Source organism: Pseudoalteromonas nanhaiensis, assembly GCF_051235485.1.
GTDB classification, from domain to species: domain Bacteria; phylum Pseudomonadota; class Gammaproteobacteria; order Enterobacterales; family Alteromonadaceae; genus Pseudoalteromonas; species Pseudoalteromonas lipolytica_C.
The window spans coordinates 208,234-229,182 of record NZ_JBPNYQ010000001.1 but is presented as its reverse complement, the minus strand read 5'-3'; the positions used below and the strand labels follow the sequence as shown (position 1 = coordinate 229,182).

17 protein-coding genes are annotated in these 20,949 nt (G+C 42.1%); 9 read left to right on the top strand and 8 right to left on the bottom strand.

Annotated elements, in window-relative coordinates; genetic code table 11:
• Nucleotides 1-161 precede the first annotated feature (161 nt).
• From ACSFVZ_RS00985 to ACSFVZ_RS00965, 5 genes are all read right to left on the bottom strand, one after another.
• Nucleotides 162-1,532 carry an efflux transporter outer membrane subunit gene (locus ACSFVZ_RS00985; RefSeq protein ID WP_435557932.1) on the bottom strand — a complete coding sequence of 457 codons (1,371 nt, stop codon included), beginning with the start codon at nt 1,530-1,532 and terminating at the stop codon, nt 162-164.
• A complete protein-coding gene (locus tag ACSFVZ_RS00980) occupies nt 1,525-4,662 on the bottom strand; it encodes an efflux RND transporter permease subunit (protein ID WP_435557931.1) in 3,138 nt (1,045 codons plus the stop codon). The genes ACSFVZ_RS00985 and ACSFVZ_RS00980 overlap by 8 nt, the downstream gene beginning before the upstream one ends.
• A 2-nt stretch (nt 4,663-4,664) precedes the next feature.
• On the bottom strand, nt 4,665-5,891 hold the full coding sequence (locus ACSFVZ_RS00975; RefSeq protein ID WP_435557930.1) for an efflux RND transporter periplasmic adaptor subunit: 1,227 nt from the start codon (nt 5,889-5,891) through the stop codon (nt 4,665-4,667).
• 74 nt (nt 5,892-5,965) lie between these two features.
• A complete protein-coding gene (gene mutM, locus ACSFVZ_RS00970; protein WP_138557032.1) occupies nt 5,966-6,775 on the bottom strand; it encodes a bifunctional DNA-formamidopyrimidine glycosylase/DNA-(apurinic or apyrimidinic site) lyase in 810 nt (269 codons plus the stop codon).
• Nucleotides 6,776-6,786: 11 nt separating this feature from the next.
• Nucleotides 6,787-7,278, bottom strand: coding sequence for a hypothetical protein (locus tag ACSFVZ_RS00965; protein ID WP_199527348.1), 492 nt, complete (start codon nt 7,276-7,278; stop codon nt 6,787-6,789).
• A 151-nt stretch (nt 7,279-7,429) separates the two neighbouring features.
• On the opposite strand from ACSFVZ_RS00965, the gene ACSFVZ_RS00960 reads away from it, so the two are divergent.
• From ACSFVZ_RS00960 to ACSFVZ_RS00935, 6 genes are all read left to right on the top strand, one after another.
• The gene (locus ACSFVZ_RS00960; RefSeq protein ID WP_138557034.1) at nt 7,430-8,356 is read left to right on the top strand and encodes a manganese-dependent inorganic pyrophosphatase; all 927 of its coding nucleotides are present in this window, start codon (nt 7,430-7,432) and stop codon (nt 8,354-8,356) included.
• Nucleotides 8,357-8,518: 162 nt separating this feature from the next.
• Entirely contained in the window at nt 8,519-9,139 is a 621-nt protein-coding gene (gmk, locus tag ACSFVZ_RS00955; protein ID WP_135926153.1) for a guanylate kinase, read from the top strand.
• A 103-nt stretch (nt 9,140-9,242) separates the two neighbouring features.
• Nucleotides 9,243-9,518 carry a DNA-directed RNA polymerase subunit omega gene (gene rpoZ / locus ACSFVZ_RS00950; RefSeq protein ID WP_036973056.1) on the top strand — a complete coding sequence of 92 codons (276 nt, stop codon included), beginning with the start codon at nt 9,243-9,245 and terminating at the stop codon, nt 9,516-9,518.
• Nucleotides 9,519-9,648: 130 nt separating this feature from the next.
• On the top strand, nt 9,649-11,754 hold the full coding sequence (gene spoT, locus ACSFVZ_RS00945) for a bifunctional GTP diphosphokinase/guanosine-3',5'-bis pyrophosphate 3'-pyrophosphohydrolase (protein WP_135926154.1): 2,106 nt from the start codon (nt 9,649-9,651) through the stop codon (nt 11,752-11,754).
• An 11-nt stretch (nt 11,755-11,765) separates the two neighbouring features.
• A complete protein-coding gene (ridA, locus tag ACSFVZ_RS00940) occupies nt 11,766-12,158 on the top strand; it encodes a deaminase RidA (RefSeq protein WP_135926155.1) in 393 nt (130 codons plus the stop codon).
• A gap of 407 nt (nt 12,159-12,565) precedes the next feature.
• Nucleotides 12,566-14,170 (top strand): flagellar assembly protein A, encoded by a 1,605-nt coding sequence (locus tag ACSFVZ_RS00935; RefSeq protein ID WP_138557035.1) that lies wholly within the window; start codon nt 12,566-12,568, stop codon nt 14,168-14,170.
• A 48-nt stretch (nt 14,171-14,218) separates the two neighbouring features.
• Here ACSFVZ_RS00935 and asnA read toward each other — a convergent pair whose 3' ends face one another.
• Nucleotides 14,219-15,214: an aspartate--ammonia ligase gene (gene asnA / locus ACSFVZ_RS00930; protein WP_135926157.1), complete on the bottom strand. Its 996-nt coding sequence runs from the start codon at nt 15,212-15,214 to the stop codon at nt 14,219-14,221.
• A gap of 197 nt (nt 15,215-15,411) precedes the next feature.
• Here asnA and asnC point away from each other — a divergent pair, with 197 nt between their 5' ends.
• From asnC to recG, 3 genes are read left to right on the top strand one after another with little or no spacing between them, the layout of a single operon-like run.
• Nucleotides 15,412-15,870, top strand: coding sequence for a transcriptional regulator AsnC (gene asnC, locus ACSFVZ_RS00925; protein WP_062567385.1), 459 nt, complete (start codon nt 15,412-15,414; stop codon nt 15,868-15,870).
• Nucleotides 15,871-15,914: 44 nt separating this feature from the next.
• Entirely contained in the window at nt 15,915-16,631 is a 717-nt protein-coding gene (trmH, locus tag ACSFVZ_RS00920; protein WP_138557036.1) for a tRNA (guanosine(18)-2'-O)-methyltransferase TrmH, read from the top strand.
• 40 nt (nt 16,632-16,671) lie between these two features.
• Complete coding sequence (recG, locus tag ACSFVZ_RS00915; protein WP_435557929.1) at nt 16,672-18,753, top strand: ATP-dependent DNA helicase RecG; 2,082 nt, start codon at nt 16,672-16,674, stop codon at nt 18,751-18,753.
• Nucleotides 18,754-18,904: 151 nt separating this feature from the next.
• Here the strand turns inward: recG and ACSFVZ_RS00910 are convergent, their stop codons facing one another.
• Both ACSFVZ_RS00910 and ACSFVZ_RS00905 read right to left on the bottom strand, forming a co-directional pair.
• Nucleotides 18,905-19,837 (bottom strand): porin, encoded by a 933-nt coding sequence (locus tag ACSFVZ_RS00910; RefSeq protein WP_135926160.1) that lies wholly within the window; start codon nt 19,835-19,837, stop codon nt 18,905-18,907.
• A 196-nt stretch (nt 19,838-20,033) separates the two neighbouring features.
• Nucleotides 20,034-20,888 (bottom strand): LysR family transcriptional regulator, encoded by an 855-nt coding sequence (locus tag ACSFVZ_RS00905; RefSeq protein ID WP_135926161.1) that lies wholly within the window; start codon nt 20,886-20,888, stop codon nt 20,034-20,036.
• Nucleotides 20,889-20,949: the final 61 nt, after the last annotated feature.

The window sequence follows — 20,949 nt, the reverse complement described above, 5'->3', positions numbered from 1 at the left end:
CCTGTTCGCTCAATTCATACCAATTCGCTTAATTAAGTGATCTATTTTGAGGCAATAAAACCTCGTTGATAGCAAGGCAAAAATTTCGTTATTTAGTTGTTCTAAATCAGAAATTTTTAACGCAGATAGCGACAGGTTTAATCCCTCAAAATGATTAAGTATTATTGCGGATTGGTATCATACCATCCACCACCAAGGGCTTTATAGAGCGTTGCTAGGCTTTGCAGACGGTCATTCTTTGCCTGCGATAACGCTATTTCTGCCGAAAATAACTGCCGCTGCGCATCCATTAAGTCAAGTGAACTAGCAACACCATTGCTATACCTAAGGCGTGCTAAGCGGTAGTAATCTTGACTACTGAGCACCAAGCTTCTTTGCGCATCATAGCTTTGCTCTGCCGACTGGTAGTTCGATAACTGATTGCTCACTTCTTGCAGTGCCACCAGCACTGTTTTTTGGTATTTGATACTTGCCTGATAAGCCCTTTGTTCCGCAACCGTTAAATTTGCCTGATTGCGGCCCATATTAAATATTGGCATTAACAGCTCTGAGCCCAGCAACCAAACCTGCGAATTACTGGCAAGCAAATCACTAAAATCAGTACTTTCACTACCAAGCTCAGCATACAAATTAAGTTTTGGAAATAACGCCGCTTTTGCGACCCCAATCTCAGCCATTGCTGCTTGCCATTGATACATTGCTTGTTGCACATCTGGCCTACGCTTTAACAGTTCGCTAGGTATCCCTGTTGGTAGTTGCTTAGGAAGGGTTTGCACAGATAACTCATTACCCCCTTGCACATCAGCATTGGCATCACCAATTAAAAACTTTAACTGATTAATAATCCGCCTTTCACTGTGCTGTAATGGCGGGATCTTCACCTTTGCTGATTCTAACTCTACTTCAGCTTGGCGTTGTTCTAGCCCTGAAATAATACCGCCTTTTTTACGAATACGCGCAATTTCAAGCTCTTTCTCACGAAGCTTAATTGTACTTAGGCTAATTTTTAATTGCTCTTCTACTTCTTTAAGAGCAAAAAACTGCTGTGCCACATCAGCAATCAAGGCGAGCTGCAACGCATTGCGAGCTTGCTCTTGGCTATAATAATTTGCCAGTGCGGCTTCGCTTGCGCGCCGATTACTGCCAAATAAGTCTAGCTCCCAACTTAAGTAACCTTTTAAATCAAATGAGTTTTCAGGGCTACTATTAAGCTCTTCTTCTCGTTCTGAAGTAAGCCCAAAGCTTACATCAGGCCATAAAGCGGCATCGGTAATTCGATATCGAGCTCTCGCTTCGATAATTTTCGATTGCGCAATTAACATATCTTGATTATTAACCAGCGCTTGGCTAATCAGTTTTTGCAAATGTGGGTCGCTATATATTTGCTTCCAGCCAGCTAAAGCTTCAGACTGTGGCGTTGCTGCGGCCCCCATAAAGTTAGTGACTTTGCTATGCTCAGGCACTTCAAAATCAGGGCCAACAGCACAGCCTTGTAAGCAAGCAAAACAAAACAATGGCAACAATTTATGCATCAACTTGCTCCTTTGCTAACACTTTAGAGGCGGGTGCTTGCTGTTTTTTTACAAACCGTGCAGCGGTAATAAAAAACAACGGCACTAATATGATGCCAATAGAGCTTGCCAGTAACATCCCTCCTAAAATAGGCATAGAAACCGACTGCCGACCAACTGCTCCGGGGCCAGAGGCTAGTACTAACGGCAAAACGCCAAGCACAAAAGAGGCTGCGGTCATTAAGATGGGTCGAAAACGAGAACGGGCGGCTTCTATTGCAGCATCAACGGCATTCATACCTTCTTGGTAAAGCTGATTAGCCACTTCAACAATCAATATAGAGTTTTTCGCTGCAAGGCCTATCAATGCAATAAACGCGACTTGAAAAAATAAGTTGTTTTCATGCCCCGTCACCAAGGTCAATATAGAGGCCCCTAACATGGCAATAGGGCTGATAAGTAATACCGCAAATGGTAATGCCCAACTTTCATAAAGCGCTGCTAAAAACAAAAAAACAAACACAATCGCCAAACTCACCGCAATACCTAGTTGACCGGATGAGCGAATTTCTTGATAAGTTAAGCCTGTCCATTCATAACCAATATTTGTTGGTAATTTAGCCACTTCCTCTTTAATTACTTTAATCACGTCACCCGATGCATAGCCAGCAGCTGGTGACACATTCACCATGGCACTGGTAAACATATTAAAGCGATTTATCGCAGACGGACCGGTTGTTAGATTAAGCTTAGCAAGCACATTTGATGGCACCATAGCGCCATTTTTAGAACGCACATAAAATTCGTTGAGGTTTTCAGGGCGTGCTCTAAATTCATCTTCAGCTTGAACTTTAACCCGATAAACCCGGCCAAATAAGTTGAAGTCGTTAATTGTTGATGAGCCAGTAAGCACTTTCATTGTGCTGTAGACATCGGCAATCGGCACCTCTAATGCCATGGCTTTTTCTCTATCTAACTCTAAAAACAGCTGAGGTACTGAGCCACGTAGTGAGCTACTTGCTTTAGCAACTTCAGGGCGGTTATTTAAATTTGCCAGTAAAACCTCAAGCGATTCAACTAGGCTTGTTAAGTTGCCTCCTGTTTTTTCTTGTAGTGCAAACTCAACGCCAGAGCCCGAACCAAGCCCTGCCACAGCTGATGGTTGAAACACATTAAACTCAGCATCGGGAATGGCATACAGCTGCTTACGTATATCATTCATCACACTTGTGACCGTAAATCCTTGCTCCGCACGCACTTGCCAAGGTTGTAAAATCACCTCCATTTGACCATGCGATTGCGCACTACCAGCACGGCGGTTTTCACCCGCGAGAGTGAACGAATAAGCCACCCCCGCATGGCTCATAACAAATTGGTTTGCTTTGCTTATTACTTCATTGGTACGTGAAACCGTTGCCGCATCTGGCAAGGTAATATCAACAAAAAAGCGCCCTTGATCTTCTTGCGGCATAAAGCTGCTTGGTAGTTGGCTAAACATAAAATAGCCTCCTACTAACATAATAAAAAAGGCAATGTAGCTGCGTTTTGCTTTTGCACAGCTAGCCTTTACAAGCCAGGTGTATTTTTCGCCAATACCTTCAAGCCAGCTATTAAACTTAACAAAAACCTTATTCTTTGAGGGGGTACTAGGTTTTAAGAAAATCGCACATAAAGCGGGGCTCAAGGTCAAAGCAACTAAGGTTGATATGAGCACGGCAACGGTAATTGAAATCGCAAATTCACGGTACATAATGCCTGTAATACCGGCTAAAAACGACACCGGCACAAACACCGCTGCAAGTACTAAAGACGTTGCTACTATGGCACCTGAAAGCTCTGTCATGGCTTGTTTAGTGGCAGCAATTACCTCCATATTTTGCTCATTGATCAGTCGCTCAACACTTTCGACCACCACAATCGCATCATCAACGACGATACCGATTGCCAAAACCATAGCCAATAAACTGACATTGTTGATGGTAAAACCAAATGCAGCCAAGGCGATAAAAGTACCAATTATCGACACTGGCACAGCTAAAGCAGGTATCAAGGTCGTTCGCCAATTTTGCAAAAATAAGTACACCACTAAAATCACTAAAACTAGTGCTTGAATAAGGGTATTGATCACCTCATTAATCGACAGCTTGATGAACTCAGAGGCATCATAAAACAACTGCCATTTCACTCCCTTCGGAAAAGCCGCGCTCAAGCGCTCCATCTCTGCCTTAACACGCTCAGTAACCGCTAATGCATTAGAGCCTGGCAACATATAAACCTGTAAAATAGTGGCTGGTTGTTCATTGAGTTTTGAGTTTAAGGTATACGCAGAGGAAGCCAGCTCAACCCTTGCGACATCCCGCAAGCGAATCATCGAGCCATCACTATTAACTCGCAACATAATATTATTAAACTCATCAACCTTATTAAGCCTTCCTTGCGCTCGTACCGGAAAGTTAAGTTTAATGGCATCTTTCATAGGTTGTGCACCTATCTCACCGGCAGCGGCCTCTTTGTTTTGTGCTTTGATTGCTGCACTCACATCATTCACGGTTAATTCATAGCCCGCTAAAATGTCAGGTTTTAACCAGACCCGCATAGCATAAGAGCGCGAACCGGTATTACGAACTCGCCCAACCCCTGGTACGCGCTTTAAAGCCGCTTCAACATTAATGCTGGCATAGTTACTCAAGTAGATTTCGTCATAGCGAGGGTCATCAGATGTCAGCGCTAGCTTCAAAAGCTCGACTGAGCTTTCATTAGACACTGTCACCCCTTCAGTTTGCACATCAACAGGTAAATTACTGCCAGCTTGGCTTGCTGTATTTTGCACATCTACAAGGGCGAGATTTGGGTCAGTGCCAACATCAAAGGTAAGTGTGATCCCAACACTCCCCGAGTTAGTGGCCTTTGACTCCATATACAACATGTTTGGCGTGCCATTTAATTCTTGCTCAAGTGGAATAGCTACAGATTCAGATGCGGTTTCGGCGGTTGCTCCCGGAAATGAAGCCGACACTTTAACCGATGGCGGAGCGATATCGGGGTATTGATCAATTGGCAAAGTAAAAAGCGAGACCAGGCCAGTGAGTAAAATAACTAGCGAAATAACAATGGCAAACACCGGGCGCTTAATAAAAAAATGCGAAAACATAATTAAACTCCCTGCGCTTTATTTTTATCTTCCTGTTTTGCAGGTTTATCTGGGGCGAGCAGTTGATGATCGGCGTTTGGGGTTAGTTGATGCTTTTCAAACTCCTCGAGTGAAATCGCTTTCACTTGTTGGCCATGACGAATACGATGCAAGCCTTTAACCACGACTAGTTCACCCGCACTCAAGCCACCGCTGACCACAATACCTTGCTCACCATAATGCTCAACAACAATAAAGCGCCGCTCTATCGCACCTGAATCAAGCACCACCATCACATAAATACCACCTTGCTCAACTTGCGTAGCCTCTTCAGGTACTACAATGGCGTTACTGATCTGCGACAACTTTATACGCGCTTTAGTATATTGGCCTGGTAATAACTCACTGTCGGGATTGGGTAATTGTGCCCGTACTTTAAAGGTGCCTGTTTTCGGGCTAATCTTAGGGTCAGTAAAGCTCACATCACCCCAGTAGCGATATTCGCTGCCATCTGGCAAAGAAATACGCACGAATCCTTCAAGCGCTTTACCTTTTTGTTCGGCTTGTAGCTGATCCATCAAACTACTCATACGGCGTTTTGCGTTTAAGTAATCCAGTGCCGACATATTAAAATTAACGTAGATAGGATCTATTTGCTGAATAGTGGTTAGCAAAGAAATACCGTTAGTGCCGACTAGCGCACCTAAATCAGCTTCAGAGCTACCTACCATGCCACTAATTGGCGCTGTAATGCGGGTATATTCGAGTTCGAGCTTCGTTTCTTCAAGCTCTGCTTGGGTTGCTGATAATGACGCTTGCGCTTGCTCTTGAATAGAAATAGCGTTGTCGTAGTCGAGCTGGCTTGCTGCATCTTGCTCGTAAAGGGGTTTTAAACGAGTTACATCCCGTTTGGCTTTAGCCAACGCTGCTTGGTCTTTTTGCAGCGCCGCTTTAACGCGATTAAGCTTGGCTCGGTAAGGTCTATCGTCAATGGTATAGAGTAAATCCCCTTCATCAACCCAGCTTCCTTCGACAAACTCAACACTTTCTACAAAGCCTGTGATCCGCGCGCGTACTTCAACATCCAGCGACGCATCTGTGCGTGCCACGTAGTTTCCGTATAATGGCACATCAAACTGTTTGACCTTAGCAGTAACAACTTCTTCAATTACCTTGTTTGGTTGCTCTTTTGAGCAACCAACAAGCACCATTACCAACACATATCCTATGAGGTATTTGTTTAATAGCATACAACCTTCTCATTCCTTAAGCCTGTCTCTATCTTGCTATCTGTTGCAATACTACATAGATGAGGGATTCGTTGTTATTTTTGACAATTAGAGCAGTACACTGTGCTTCTTTGTCCTAATCTAATTTCTTTTAATGGCTCCTCGCAATTAACACATGGCTCACCTTTGCGGCCATACACCAGTAATTGCTGGGCAAAATAACCTGGCTTACCATCACTTTGAGCAAAATCTTTTAACGTTGTGCCGCCTTGCGTGATGGCTGCAGCGAGTGTCTCTTTAATAATAGGCACTAATTGCTGATAACGCTGCAAAGAAACCTTGCCAGCTTCTCGCTTTGGATGGATCCCCGCTTTAAATAACGATTCGTTAGCGTAGATATTACCTACACCAACTACCACCGCGTTATCCATAATAAACTGTTTAATCGGTACTTTTTTGTTTCTCGACTGTTCGTAAACACGCTGTGCCACAAACTCATCTGTTAATGGCTCCGGCCCAAGCTTACTCAGCAAAGTATGGCATTCACCTGGCGCCTGCCATAAACAAGCACCAAAGCGGCGAGCATCGTTAAGCCGCAACGCTTTACCTGAAGCCAAAATAAACTCAATATGATCGTGTTTTTTCAATGGTTCATCTGCATTAACAACACGCAAATTACCCGACATCCCCAAGTGCAAAATAACACTACCGAGCTCACAGCCGAGTAGTAAATATTTTGCTCTGCGCTCAATTGATGTCACTTTAAGGCCTTGTAATTGATAGACATCATCCGGCACTGGCCAACGCATGCTCGCATTGTGAATATTTACTTTAGCAACAGTTTGACCCAGCACATGTGGGGTGATCCCCAACCGACTCACTTCAACTTCAGGTAATTCAGGCATCTGAGACTCTCTTAAAACGGGTATAACGGAAATAACTTAGCGGCATCAGCTTGCTCAAGCACAAACACCCGCTGTAACCGCTTATCTAATAAATAATATTTACTATCTATATGGTACAACTGATAAACAGCAGGCAATTGCTCCCCGGCTAACCACACAGAAGCAACATAATCTGCTGACGACTGAGAAATTTGACTAACAGGAAGACTGGCAATAGTGAGTTTTTGATGTTGCCAAAGCTCAACGAGTTGTTCGAGCTGTTGTTCATCGCCTTGCCAAGAGGCTTCTTGCAATGACTGGCTGCGCCAAGAGGTGCCGATACGCTCAATTTTTAATTCTGGAAATGCCATCGCCAAAATGAAGCTTTGCTCTGGGAGTAACGCTTGCACTCCTTCTTCAACGGGCTGAGTATTGAGCTTTTTATGTAGGCCATTGAAGAAAAAAATCATCAGTAGCATCGAAATAATCACCACATTATTCCACGCTTTTCGGCTCAAACGCATCAGTATCTTCCTCAGTTTTCAATATCTTAAAGTGTAACCAAAAAGGACATTAATTGGCAGTTGTAATTGATCAACAAAATTTCATGTCTGTTATGTATCAATCTGTCGATACTTTGCTAAAATATCCGCCAAATTTAAAGGAGTTCCGTCAATGTCAATGTATGTAGTGGGTCATAAGATCCCTGATTCAGATTCAATTTGCGGTGCAATTGCGCTTGCTTACTTAAAAAACCAGATCAATGAACCTGCGATCCCGACGCGTTTAGGTGAAGTATCACCTGAAACACAATTTATTCTAGATAAATTCGGTTTCGAAGCACCTGAGCTAAAACTTAGCTACGCAGGCGAAGACGTTTATATCGTTGACCACACAGAAAAAACACAAGCACCTGATGACATCGATGAAGCACGTGTTGTAGGTGTTGTTGATCACCACAAACTAGGCGATTTAACATCATCAACACCACTTGAGTGTTGGATCCGCCCAGTGGGTTGTTCAAACACTATCATCAAAATGATGTATGACTTCTACAACGTAGAGATTCCAAAAGATATCGCAGGCATCATGTTATGCGCTATCCTAAGCGACACTGTGATCTTTAAATCACCAACTTGCACAACGGCTGATATCAAGTGTGTTGAAGCACTTGCTGAAATCGCTGGTATTGAAGATTTCAAAGAACTTGGCATGGAAATGTTCAAGGTTAAATCAGCAGTTGAAGGCACGCCAGCACGCGATTTAGTAATGCGTGATTTCAAAGACTTCAATATGAACGGTAAGCTAGTAGGTATTGGCCAGCTAGAAGTTATCGACCTTGCTGTATTTGATGAAATCAAAGCAGATCTTGAAGCAGACATCGCAAAGCTTAAAGAAGAAGGCGGCCGCCACTCAGTATTACTCCTGTTAACTGATATCATGAAAGAAGGCTCAGAAATGCTAATTGCGTCTGATGACGTAGCAGTAATCGAAGCTGCTTATGATGTTAAATCAGAAGACGGTCGCGTTTGGTTAGATGGTGTATTAAGCCGTAAGAAGCAAGTAGTACCACCACTACAAGACGCTTTCGCAAAAATCTAATTTGCAAAAGACTGTTTAGATTATCTATACAGCTTATTCCTTAATGTCAAAGGTTCGCTTGTGTGAACTTGAGCGCATTTAGCGAAATAAAGTACAATGGATAAATTAAAGGCTTGGGTTAGCAATAGTCCAAGCCTATTTATTTTTTATTAGAGACAGATCATGGCGCAAACTCGCGGAAATTTATTTATCTTATCGGCTCCTTCTGGTGCTGGAAAATCAAGCCTTATAAGTGCTTTACTCAAAAAACACAACGATATGAAAGTGTCAGTATCACACACGACCCGTTCACCTCGACCAGGTGAAGAAAACGGTGTTCATTATCATTTTGTTTCTGTTGAAGCGTTTAAAGCATTGATCGAGAAAAATGACTTTTTTGAATGGGCGCAAGTTTTTGATAATTACTACGGTACTTCTAAACAAGCAATCGAGAGTCAGTTAGACGCTGGAATCGACGTATTTTTAGATATTGATTGGCAAGGTGCTCAGCAAATTCGTAAATTAGTTGATGACGTTGAGACTATCTTTATTCTTCCGCCGTCAAAAGAAGAACTTGAATCACGTTTAAATAATCGTGGTCAAGATTCACAAGAAGTAATTGCCGGACGGATGGCAAAAGCACAATCTGAAACTTCCCACTACAATGAATATGATTACGTTGTTGTAAACGATGACTTTGAAACTGCACTTTCAGAAATCGAAACGATCGTGATGGCTAAACGTTTATCGTTAAAAAGCCAAACTGTGCGCCATCAGGCGCTATTAGAGAACTTACTTAAATAATACTTTTTTAAGAATAAGATAAAAATTAACCACAAGCTATTGGCGAATTTAACTTGGTACAGTAAACTACGCCTTTGCTTAAGAATTTATTTGGAGTGCTAAGATGGCTCGCGTAACTGTTGAAGATGCAGTAGATGCAATTGGTAATCGTTTTGACTTAATTTTAGTTGCGGCTCGTCGTGCCCGCCAAATCGCGGTTGGTGGTAAAGATCCACTCGTTGATGCTGAAAATGATAAACCTACTGTAATTGCTCTACGTGAAATTGAGAAAGGGTTAGTAAATAGCTCGTCTATGGACCTGATCGACCGTGAAGAGCAACAACATCAAGAAGCAGCAGAAATGGCTGCTGTTGCTGCTATCGTTGGTGGCAACCAATAATCAAGCGCCCTGCTTTGATTTAGCTTAACGGCTAGTATTTCAACACTAGCCGTTGGCAAGCCCTTCTTTTCATCGTATATTCTATTCATACCGTTACCGATTTACTTCATTTGCGCATTGGAGTGTGACTTTGTATCTATTCGAAGGCCTAAAAAAGAAAATAACCGAATATTTGCCACCTGCTGAAATAGAGCTGGTTCAAAAAGCATACGTGGTCGCCCGTGAAGCTCACGAAGGCCAAACTCGCTCAAGCGGCGAGCCTTACATCACTCATCCAGTTGAAGTTACACAAATACTTGCCGGCATGCACTTAGACCATGAAACACTCATGGCAGCTTTGATGCATGATGTGATTGAAGATACCGATTTTAGCCAGCAAGACTTAGCAGAAATTTTTGGCGAGACCGTTGCTGAGCTTGTTGAAGGAGTGAGTAAGCTAGATAAACTCAGCTTTAAAGATAAAAAAGAATTTCAGGCTGAAAATTATCGAAAAATGATCATGGCGATGACCCAAGATATTCGCGTGATCTTAATTAAACTTGCTGACCGAACTCACAACATGCGCACCTTAGGCGCACTTCGCCCAGACAAACGCCGTCGTATTGCCCGTGAAACTCTCGAAATTTATGCCCCGATAGCCAATCGCTTAGGTATCCATGATATTAAAAACGAATTGGAAGATTTAGGTTTTCAAGCGTTATACCCAATGCGTCATCGCGCTTTGAAATCAGAGGTTATCAAAGCCCGTGGAAACCGAAAAGAAGTCATTAGCAATATTAAAACAGAAATAGAAGCACGCTTAGAAGAATCAGGTATCGACGCCACCATTTCTGGCCGAGAAAAGCATCTATATAGCATTTACAAGAAGATGCTAAATAAAGAGCTGTCATTTAACGAAGTGATGGATATTTACGCGTTTCGGATCAATGTCGATAACATGGATACCTGTTACCGCGTACTAGGTGTGGCACATAACCTTTATAAGCCAATTGAAACCCGCTTTAAAGATTATATAGCGGTTCCTAAAACCAACGGTTACCAATCTTTACATACCTCTTTGGTTGGCCCGCATGGTATTCCTGTTGAGATTCAAATTCGCACTCACGATATGGATCATATGGCAGACAAAGGGGTAGCGGCACATTGGATGTATAAAAAAGCCGGTGATAACGCAGGACATACTGCGCAACAACGCGCTCGCCAATGGATGCAAAGCTTACTTGAACTGCAACAAAGTGCTGGTTCATCATTTGAATTTGTAGAAAACGTTAAAACTGAACTCTTCCCAGAGGAAATTTATGTTTTCACGCCAGATGGCCGTATCGTTGAGCTCCCAATGGGAGCAACCGCTGTTGACTTTGCATATGCAGTACATACAGACGTAGGTAATACCTGTGTGGGTGCAAGAGTAAACCGTAAGCCTCACCCTTTGAGCAAACCTCTCGATACAGGGCAAACTGTTGAGGTAATCACCAGCTCTGGCGCGCACCCAAATGCGACGTGGCTAAACTTTGTTGTAACAGGTAAAGCACGTTTAGGTATACGTAACTATCTGAAAAGCCAACAACATGAAGAAGCGATGTTGCTTGGTCGCCGTTTATTAGATTCTGCACTTGGTGAGTCAAAATTAGATGACATCCCAGATGAAAATATCCGTCGAGTATTACAAGAACATAATCTAAATACTTTACTTGAATTACTCGTAGAGATTGGTTCAGGTAATCTTATGAGCGTATTAATTGCTAAACGCTTGATGCAAGACGATGTTGAAGATATAAATGACATCGCCAAAAAAGCCAAAGCAACAATCATAGGCACAGAAGGCATGTTAGTTAACTATTCTAAGTGCTGCCGCCCTGTACCAGGTGATGCCATCACAGCTCATATCAGCCAAGGTAAGGGTCTGACTGTCCACCGCCAAGAATGTAAGAACATTCGAGGCTGGGAAAAAGAACGCTCAAAATACTTAGTTGTAAAATGGGACGATAACCCAGAAAAAGAATATATAGCCGCTCTGCGTATTGAGATCATCAATCATCAGGGTGCGCTGGCTAAATTAACCAATGTTGTAGCCTCAACCCAAGCTAACATAGTTGAGATAGCCACCGATGAAAAAGAAAGCAATTTATACATGATAGACCTAGGTATCACGGTTAAAAACCGTGTTCACGTTGCCAACATTATGCGCCGCATTCGCGTGATGCCTGATGTACAAAGAGTCTATCGTAAAAAGTAACAAGGATAATTATGAACAAATCATTTATTTCTACTGATAATGCGCCTGCAGCAATCGGTACTTACAGCCAAGCAGTTAAAGTAGGCACGGCTGTTTATTTATCAGGTCAAATTCCATTAGTGCCAGAAACAATGGAAGTGATCTCAGAAGACTTTACTGAACAAACGCACCAAGTATTCAAAAATTTATCTGCTGTTTGCCAAGCTGCTGGCGGTCAAATTCAAGATATGGTGAAAGTAAATATCTTCTTAACTGACTTATCAAACTTTGCGATTGTTAACGAAGTTATGAGTCAATACTTCAAGCAGCCTTACCCTGCACGCGCTGCAATTGGTATTAGCGCTTTACCAAAAGGTGTGCAAATTGAGATTGACGGTATCATGGAGCTGCCTTCAACAAACTAATCAGTTATGCCAGCAGCTATTTGTTGCTGGCACTTTTATTGACAAATTTCTATTTTACCTCATCCGAAATTCTTGACTCACCAACGATTCTCTAGCAATCTGTATAGTAAAGGTATTCAGATCACCTCAAAATGTCATAGTTTGCATTTTAAATAGGCTTAATATCAACGTATTACTTTGCCTTTGTTGGCAATTTATTTGAAGAAGTACCACCGATAAACATTAGGCTCAAAGAAATGTTCAAACGATTGGTTTAAAAGCGATTTATATTGCGTTATTGATTTTTACCATTATGTGAATCAAAACCTTATTTGAAGTGCTTGAATACCAATTAGAAGCTAAATTTTTGAGATGGTTTGGGTTTACTAAGTAACCCTTTCACTATTGTTGTATAAAAGGATCTCCACGTGTTTAAGCTCGCTCACAATGGCAACGTTTTATTAGATGTTCATGAACATTCGCCACCAAGTGCTGCATTTATCATCGAAGCACTTGAGAAATCACCTTATAGTGAGTGCCGAGTTGATCACGACTCTATTAATAACTTTTTTAAAAGTGAATCGAATGAGCGTACGCTCGTTGTTGCCTCTAAACATGATGCAACTCTAGAAGTAAAAATAAGTGATGACAAAATGCAGGCGATAGGCGAATTAACAGTCGCTGAAGGCGGCAAAGTTATGAGCTTAGAAGACGCCAAAAAAGAGCTAATAAAAGCAGGTGTAGCACGAGGTTACAAACAGGCATTTTTAGAAAAGTTATTACAACAGCAATTTGAATTACCAGCAGGCACCAAAACAGAAGGTGTTTTAGCAAAAGGCCGTCTTCCAATTGATGGTCAGCCATCCAAGTTTGTGCCACAAGTCGAAACACTAAAAGATCGCCTAAAAAAACCAAAACTTCGCGAAGATGGCACTGTTGACATGCGTGATTTTGGTAAATTAGCTAGCGTTGAGCCCGGCGTGCTGTTGATTAAGCAAATTCCAGCGACTCCAGGAAAAGAAGGCTTTACTGTAACAGGCGATGTACTTCCCGCCAAACCGGGAGAGAGCCTCACTTTGGTCGCAGGTGAAGGCACCGAAATCTCTAAAAACAACCCACTAGAACTTATTTCTGTCATTGCAGGTGTGCCGGTTGAGATCGCCAACGGAATGCGCGTAGATGACATTTTTACTATCGCCGATGTAAACGTAAAAAGTGGTCACGTAGACTTTGAAGGTAGCGTCATTGTTACTCACAACGTTGAACCGGGCATGCGTATTAACGCCAAAGGCGACATTACCGTAATGGGCACCGTTGAGTCAGGTAACTTATCCGCCGCTGGCAACATCACAATAAAGCAAGGCGTCATTGGCCATCAGCTAGAAGATAAAAGTCTTTCCTGTAATATTATTTGCCAAGGTGATATTCACTTATCTCATGGCCAATATTGCTACTTAGAAGCGAATAATATCCTTATTGAACGTCAATCTAGCCACTGTGTCATGAAGGCCACTAAGCTGTTACAAGTTGGTCAAGAAGATAACCCACAGGGCAAACTGTTTGGCGGTGAGATTTTAGATGCACAAATGGTTATTGCTGGTGAAATTGGCAATGAATCTGGCGCAAAAATGTTAATAAACTTAGCAGCATCAGGTGCCGACGTCACCGCACAAACAGATCAATGCCTAAAAGATCTTGCGCAGACAGACTCACAACTAGACACTCTTCAAGAAGCAATAGAAAAAGCGGATCAAGTAAAAGATGTTGAGAAGAAAAAACTGTTACTCGCTAAAATAGGTGCCACACAAATGCATTACTGCGAGCAAGCTGAAATGTTAGAAAAAAAACTATCAACGCTTGAGAACCACCTACATGACTTACTTGAAGACGCAAAGCTCATTGTTAATAAAACACTGCACTCTGGTGTAGAAATTCATATTTTCGACAAAGTATTGCGTACAAACCGCCAATACCCACCGTGTAAGGTCAAGCTTGAAGAAAACAAGGTTGAGGTAGAGTTTAAAACCAGTTAATAAAAAAGAGGCTTAAAGCCTCTTTTTACCAGGGTCATTAATCTTAATTTAAAGAATTCCTTCCACTTGCTGTTTTAGTTGCTCAGGCCATACACCTACTTGTACTTGTCCAATGTGCTGCTTTTGTAACAGCAACATAGCCAGTCGAGATTGGCCAATACCACCACCTATTGTTTGCGGAAACTTTTTCGCAAGTAGCTGTTTATGCCAATCAAACTCTAAGCGAGCCTGATCGCCAGTAATCGCTAACTGAGTAGCTAAAGCATCAGGGCTTACGCGAATGCCCATTGAAGATATTTCAAAAGCATCTTCAAGCACAGGATTCCAAACTAAAATATCACCATTTAAGCCTGCAAATTTGCTGCATGTTTGCGTTGACCAATCGTCATAATCCGGTGCCCGTACGTCATGAATTTTACCATCGGCGAGTGTGCCGCCAATACCAATTAAGAATACCGCACCGTATTCTTGCGCCACCGCTTTTTCACGTTGTTTCGCAGTAAAGTCAGGATACATCTGGCGCAACTGCTCACTATGTATAAAGGTGATTTGCTCAGGCAAAAAAGGCGTTAAATCAAATTCACTCGCTACAAAGCGCTCGGTTGCTTTAATCGCCTGATAAAGTGATGTCACAGTTTCTTTAAGCTTATCAAGAGTACGCTCCGTGCTCTCGCAAATTACTTTTTCCCAATCCCATTGATCAACATACACTGAATGAATTGGGCTAAGTGACTCTTCATCAGGGCGAAGTGCTTTCATATGCGTATAGAGCCCCTCACCTACTGAAAAACCGTAATCAGCCAAGGTTTTACGCTTCCACTTAGCTAAAGAATGAACTACTTCAAATTGACTACCAGGAATTGTTTTTACTGCGACCGAGACAGCATTTTCAGTACCACTTAGATTATCTTGAATACCATCGCCCACCTTTGCCAAGATTGGTGCTTGTACTTCAACTAACCCTAATTGTTGTTCTAATTGGCTTGAAAAGAACTGTTTTACTTTACTAATTTGCTGCTGTTGCTGCAGATAGTGTGAACTCATAATAATTGGCCTCATTCCCAGTTATTGTTACTTGCTTTATGAGAAAAGCCCGCTGCTTGGCTTTCTCCGATAAATCAATCCTCAACTAAACCAAGATTATTTTCAATAACCATCAACAAAAAGAACTTAACATTGAAATTTTCATAAAAATAATGCTATAAAAATTACTGATTCAACAATTAGCAACAAGAAATACTATGGAAAATTATCAAATCGATAATCTCGATAAAAACATCCTTAACGCATTAATGGAAAATGCCCGAACAGCGTATGCAGAACTTGCTAAACGCTTTGCTGTGAGCGCGGGTACTATTCATGTACGAGTCGAAAAAATGAAACAAGCAGGTATTATTACAGGCACCCAAGTAAGTATTAATGCTAAACAACTTGGTTATGATGTCTGTTGCTTTATTGGTATTAACCTCAATAACGCCCGTGATTATCCGCAAACCTTGCTGCACCTAAAAGAGCTAGAAGAAGTGGTTGAAGCCTATTACACCACGGGAAATTACAGTATTTTTATCAAAGTAATGGCTCGCTCAATTGATCACTTACAAGATGTACTGATCAATAAAATCCAAGCGATTGAAGCCATTCAATCAACAGAAACGCTGATCTCACTTCAAAACCCAATTAGCCGTGCTGTTGTTCCCTAGGGTATAATCAGCGCCAATTAGAATCCGTCAACGAGCACACAACTATGGATACAACTCGCTTTGAGCGTGTAAAGCGCGTGTTAGATCGCCGCCAAACGGACCTAACGGTTTGTTTAGAAGAAGTACATAAACATCATAATTTATCAGCCATTGCCCGCACAGCAGATGCCACGGGGTGTCATCATGTACATGCAGTGTGGCCCGATAACCAAAAGTGGTTAACTAACAATACCTCAGGCGGTAGTAAGAATTGGCTTGAAACTCATTTACACCGCAATATTGATGAGGCTGTAGCCACAATGCGTGCCCATAATCCTGAGGTACAAATTTTAGCAACTAATCTCAGTGATGATGCCGTTGATTTTCGTGACATTGATTACACCAAACCGACGGCTGTTATTGTTGGTCAAGAACGAGATGGAATTTCACCTCGGGCACTTGAACATGCCGATAAGCACATCATCATTCCAATGCAAGGCATGGTGCAGTCTCTTAATGTGTCTGTTGCTGCTGCACTTATTCTATTTGAAGCACAGCGCCAAAGAGAAGTAGCCGGGCTCTACGACCGCAATATGCTTGATGCTAAAGTTAAGCATCGTATTTTATTTGAAGGCTGCCACCCTATTATTGCTGAGCAATGCCGAGAAAAGGAACTACCTTATCCTGAGCTTGATGAAAACGGCAACATTATTGCTGATGAAGCGTTTTGGCATACCTTAAAACATACGCAATCGCTTGATGCCTCTAACGAGTGCAAGTAAACTGAAAAAATAGTCTACTAATTAACAATTTGAGTCACCTTTGAGTCACCCTAGCTTAGCGTTATACCCAATCACAGAATTAAAAGGCGTCGGCCCGAAAATGGCCGAGCGCCTCGCTAAGCTAAATATTCATACGGTGCAAGACATGCTGTTTCATTTGCCTCACCGCTATGAAGACCGCACCCGCATTCACCCAATTTGCGAACTACAACCGCATAGCCATGTTAGTGTTGAAGCCACCATTGAAACCAGCCAAATCACCTTTGGTAAAAGACGCATGCTGGTTTGCCAAATTAACGATGGCACGGGCCGTTTAACGCTGCGATTTTTTAACTTTAGCGCAGCTCAAAAAAATGCTTTAAGTGCAGGTAAGATCATTCGCTGCTTTGGTGAAATACGCCGTGGCCGTGTTGGTTTTGAAATGACGCACCCTGAATACAGCCTATCGGATACCCCTTCAGAGCAACCTACAAATACCACGCTCACGCCGGTTTATCCTGTTACTGAAGGGCTAAAACAATTATCTATTCGCGCGCTTAGCGATCAAGCGCTTGCGCTATTGTCAAAATACCCGGTAGAAGAATTACTGCCAGAACAGTTTCAACCAACCGGAATGAGCTTAGCTGATGCGTTAATGACCTTACATCGCCCACAAAACGATGTTGATTTAACCGCCCTTGAACAAGGTATGCACCCTGCCCAGCAACGGTTAGTGTTTGAAGAGTTACTTGCGCAAAATTTAAGCCTTTTAAAGTTACGCCAAAAAGGGCAAGCCGTAAAAGCAGTCCCTTTAAAGCCCCATAACCAACTTGAGCAACAGTTTTTAGCAAATTTAGCCTTCAGCCCAACCAACGCGCAAAGTCGTGTCGTGGCAGAAATCAAAGGTGACTTACAACACCCGTTTCCGATGATGCGCTTAGTACAGGGCGATGTAGGTTCAGGTAAAACCTTAGTTGCAGCACTTAGTGCACTCACCGCTATAAGCGAAGGCTACCAAGTAGCTTTAATGGCACCTACTGAGATTTTATCCGAGCAGCATGGCATCAACTTTAGCCAATGGTTTAATCAATTAGGCATTGAAGTCGCTTGGTTAGGTGGTAAAAGCAAAGGTAAAGAGCGCGCAACCACTCTTGAAAAAATAGCCTCAGGGGAAGCACAAATGATTGTTGGCACCCATGCGTTATTCCAAGAGCAGGTCGAGTTTAATAATCTGGTGCTAATCATCATTGATGAACAACACCGCTTTGGTGTTCATCAGCGCTTATCACTGCGTGAAAAAGGCCGTTTTGGTGACTGTTACCCACACCAATTAGTGATGACTGCAACGCCTATTCCGCGTACTTTAGCCATGACAGCCTACGCAGACTTAGAAACCTCAGTAATTGATGAATTACCACCGGGTAGAACGCCCATTACAACGGTGGCTATTCCAGATGCACGCCGAGACGAAATAATTCAACGTGTGAGAACAGCGTGTACAGAGCAAGGCCGGCAAGTGTATTGGGTTTGCACTCTGATTGATGAATCTGAAGTACTGCAATGCCAAGCCGCGGAAGATAGCGCAGAGCAATTAAAAGCAGCACTGCCAGAGTTAAACGTTGGCTTAGTGCATGGCCGGATGAAAGCCGCCGAAAAGCAAGCCATTATGAGTGAGTTTAAAGCGGGCAATATTCATGTACTCGTTGCCACAACGGTGATAGAAGTAGGTGTTGATGTGCCTAATGCCAGCCTTATCATTATTGAAAACCCTGAACGGTTAGGGCTTGCACAGCTCCACCAGCTGCGTGGTCGTGTTGGTCGTGGGGCAACTGCATCACACTGTGTTTTACTTTATCATGCACCATTGTCAGCCACAGCGCAAAAACGCTTAGGGGTGCTTCGTGAAAGTAATGATGGTTTTGTGATTGCTGAACGAGATCTTGAAATTCGTGGCCCAGGCGAAGTACTTGGCACCAAACAAACAGGCCTAGCTGAATTTAAAATCGCCGACCTAAACCGCGACAAACAAACGCTCAATCATGTAAGACCCATTGCCTTCAAAATATTAAACGACTACCCAACACTTACCGATAAATTGATTCAACGCTGGCTTGCTGGCAAATCAGACTACGCACAAGCTTAATCGCAAGTGTCTAATACCAATCCGCGATAATACTTAATCATTTTGAGGGATTAAACCTGTCGCTAACTGCGTTAAAAATTTCCTACTAAACAATAAAAAAGCCCAGCTAATAAGCTGGGCTGACAAGTTAGGGAGTTATCCAAGGGTTGGATTAGAACTTGTATTCAATACCAACACCTAAGTAATCTTGGTCAACTTGATTATCTGTATCAAACGTTGAGTAGAAACCAAATACTTTCGTGTTTTTGCTAAGCTTGTGATCAACACCTGCAGAGATAGCTGTTTTCTTGTCGCCTTCATCAAAGTCAATTACTTGATATTGTACTTTGAAGGTGTTGCTATTCATTTGGTAAGCAGCATTTACTAAGTAACCATCAGCTTCTGCACTACCATCCACTTTCTCTTGTGTTTGGTACATAGCACCTAGTTTGAAGTCACCAACTTTACCTTGCACTGTTGCACGAACAATGTCGTAACCTTTTACTTCGCTGTCAGCTGCAATTGATGCATAAAGTTTGCTTTCTTTAAGTTTTGCATCGCCGTAAGTTAGCGCTACTGAGTAACCGTTATCAGCATCTACATCATCTTCAGCCACATACGTTGCTAATACTTTAAAGCCACTGAAATCTTTAGAAGCATAAGAAATTGTGTCACCTAAACGGTTTTCGCCTTTGAAACCATTTTTGATATCTGCTTCAAGGTCATTGAATAAATCAATTTTACCTTGAGATTGCTTCATAGCTGTATCGTTACGACCGATAACAACCTGACCAAAGCTGCCTTTAAGACCTACATATTGGTTACGTGCAGTGATGTTGTCATCATTGTCGCCTTTTGAATCAGCGTCAGATACGTCAACACCAAACTCAAATTTATAAACCGCTTCTAAGCCTTCAGAGATTTTCTCTGAGCCTTTTAAGCCAAAACGTGAGTTATTGCTTTTAATTTCTGTGAAAGACCCTTCGCCATCATCTGATGATTGAACAGTCACGTTTGCTTTACCATATACATCTACATCAGCTAATGCAGAAAAAGATAAGCCACCAAATAAAGCTAGGAATAAGCTAGACTTTGCAAATTTCATGTCGTTTCCTCAATAATCGCAACAAAAAACACATGTTGTGTTTCAATGCGCGCAGTGTGACAGCGAAAAATGACAGAAAGATGACAGTTGAAATAAAATCGTCAATTTAGCTTCACGAAATATAATTATTTCTGAAATAAAAACGTAACTTACTGTTTCACAGTTAAGTTTTTATAAAAGCTAATTTAAATAAATTTTAAGTTTTTATTTGCAGCTCAGTTAGTAAGGTTACCAACTTTTCTAAAAGAGGTGTTTGTTCATTATCTCTGTGGTAAGCAACAAACACATCTCGCGAGGTATGAGCAACATCTTCAACATGGTATAAATCACCCGCTTTTAACTGCTCTTCTACTAATAACTTAGGAATAAACGCACTACCACCGCACTTCAAAATTAAATCAAGAGCAATACGCCCTGTGCTGGTTCTAAAGTAAGGAGGCGCGTGGCCGTTAAACTCACGAGCATGCCACAAAGAAAAGGTAGTACCCCAATCAACATAAACATATTGATTGTCGAAAAAGTTTTCGCTGTTAGCTGTTTCAAAAGCACTCACAGGAATGATTGGCAGCTCACAAATTCGTTCAACAACTAGCTCATCCACTTTAGGAGGATCAAACAGTACCGCTAAATCTAATGTACGCTCTAATAGTAAGCGAGTGCTTTCTTGTTGTGCTTTTACTTCAGCGACTAACGATACACCCGGCATGGCAGAAACAATATTTGTGATCCCAAACTGTAAAAAAGCATCCCAAATATTAGGTGTACCTGCTAGACTAATTTGCTTATGCATATTATCAGCAAGCGCCACATCAACTTTTGCACGTTGCATGCCGGTAATGATCATTTGCGCATGTGGCAGTAATCGCTCACCCGGTGCTGTTAACTGAATATTGTTACGTTGACGAATAAATAAGTTAACGCCTAAACCTTGCTCTAACTGCCTGATCCGAAAACTCACTGCAGACTGCGTAATATATAAATTTTCAGCTGCTTTGCCGAAATGGCGAGTACGAACCACTTCGACAAAAGTCTTCAATAAATCGATATCCATTTTTTACCCTTACGATAAAAATAACTTGTTTAATAAAATCGACAACTTGATCCATACTCCT

Bases quoted from the DNA above. Each gene is read 5' to 3' on its own strand.
- ACSFVZ_RS00985 (WP_435557932.1), bottom strand. From the start codon at position 1,532: ATGCATAAATTGTTGCCATTGTTTTGTTTTGCTTGCTTACAAGGCTGT.
- ACSFVZ_RS00980 (WP_435557931.1), bottom strand. From the start codon at position 4,662: ATGTTTTCGCATTTTTTTATTAAGCGCCCGGTGTTTGCCATTGTTATT.
- ACSFVZ_RS00975 (WP_435557930.1), bottom strand. From the start codon at position 5,891: ATGCTATTAAACAAATACCTCATAGGATATGTGTTGGTAATGGTGCTT.
- mutM (WP_138557032.1), bottom strand. From the start codon at position 6,775: ATGCCTGAATTACCTGAAGTTGAAGTGAGTCGGTTGGGGATCACCCCA.
- ACSFVZ_RS00965 (WP_199527348.1), bottom strand. From the start codon at position 7,278: ATGCGTTTGAGCCGAAAAGCGTGGAATAATGTGGTGATTATTTCGATG.
- ACSFVZ_RS00960 (WP_138557034.1), top strand. From the start codon at position 7,430: ATGTCAATGTATGTAGTGGGTCATAAGATCCCTGATTCAGATTCAATT.
- gmk (WP_135926153.1), top strand. From the start codon at position 8,519: ATGGCGCAAACTCGCGGAAATTTATTTATCTTATCGGCTCCTTCTGGT.
- rpoZ (WP_036973056.1), top strand. From the start codon at position 9,243: ATGGCTCGCGTAACTGTTGAAGATGCAGTAGATGCAATTGGTAATCGT.
- ridA (WP_135926155.1), top strand. From the start codon at position 11,766: ATGAACAAATCATTTATTTCTACTGATAATGCGCCTGCAGCAATCGGT.
- asnA (WP_135926157.1), bottom strand. From the start codon at position 15,214: ATGAGTTCACACTATCTGCAGCAACAGCAGCAAATTAGTAAAGTAAAA.
- asnC (WP_062567385.1), top strand. From the start codon at position 15,412: ATGGAAAATTATCAAATCGATAATCTCGATAAAAACATCCTTAACGCA.
- trmH (WP_138557036.1), top strand. From the start codon at position 15,915: ATGGATACAACTCGCTTTGAGCGTGTAAAGCGCGTGTTAGATCGCCGC.
- ACSFVZ_RS00910 (WP_135926160.1), bottom strand. From the start codon at position 19,837: ATGAAATTTGCAAAGTCTAGCTTATTCCTAGCTTTATTTGGTGGCTTA.
- ACSFVZ_RS00905 (WP_135926161.1), bottom strand. From the start codon at position 20,888: ATGGATATCGATTTATTGAAGACTTTTGTCGAAGTGGTTCGTACTCGC.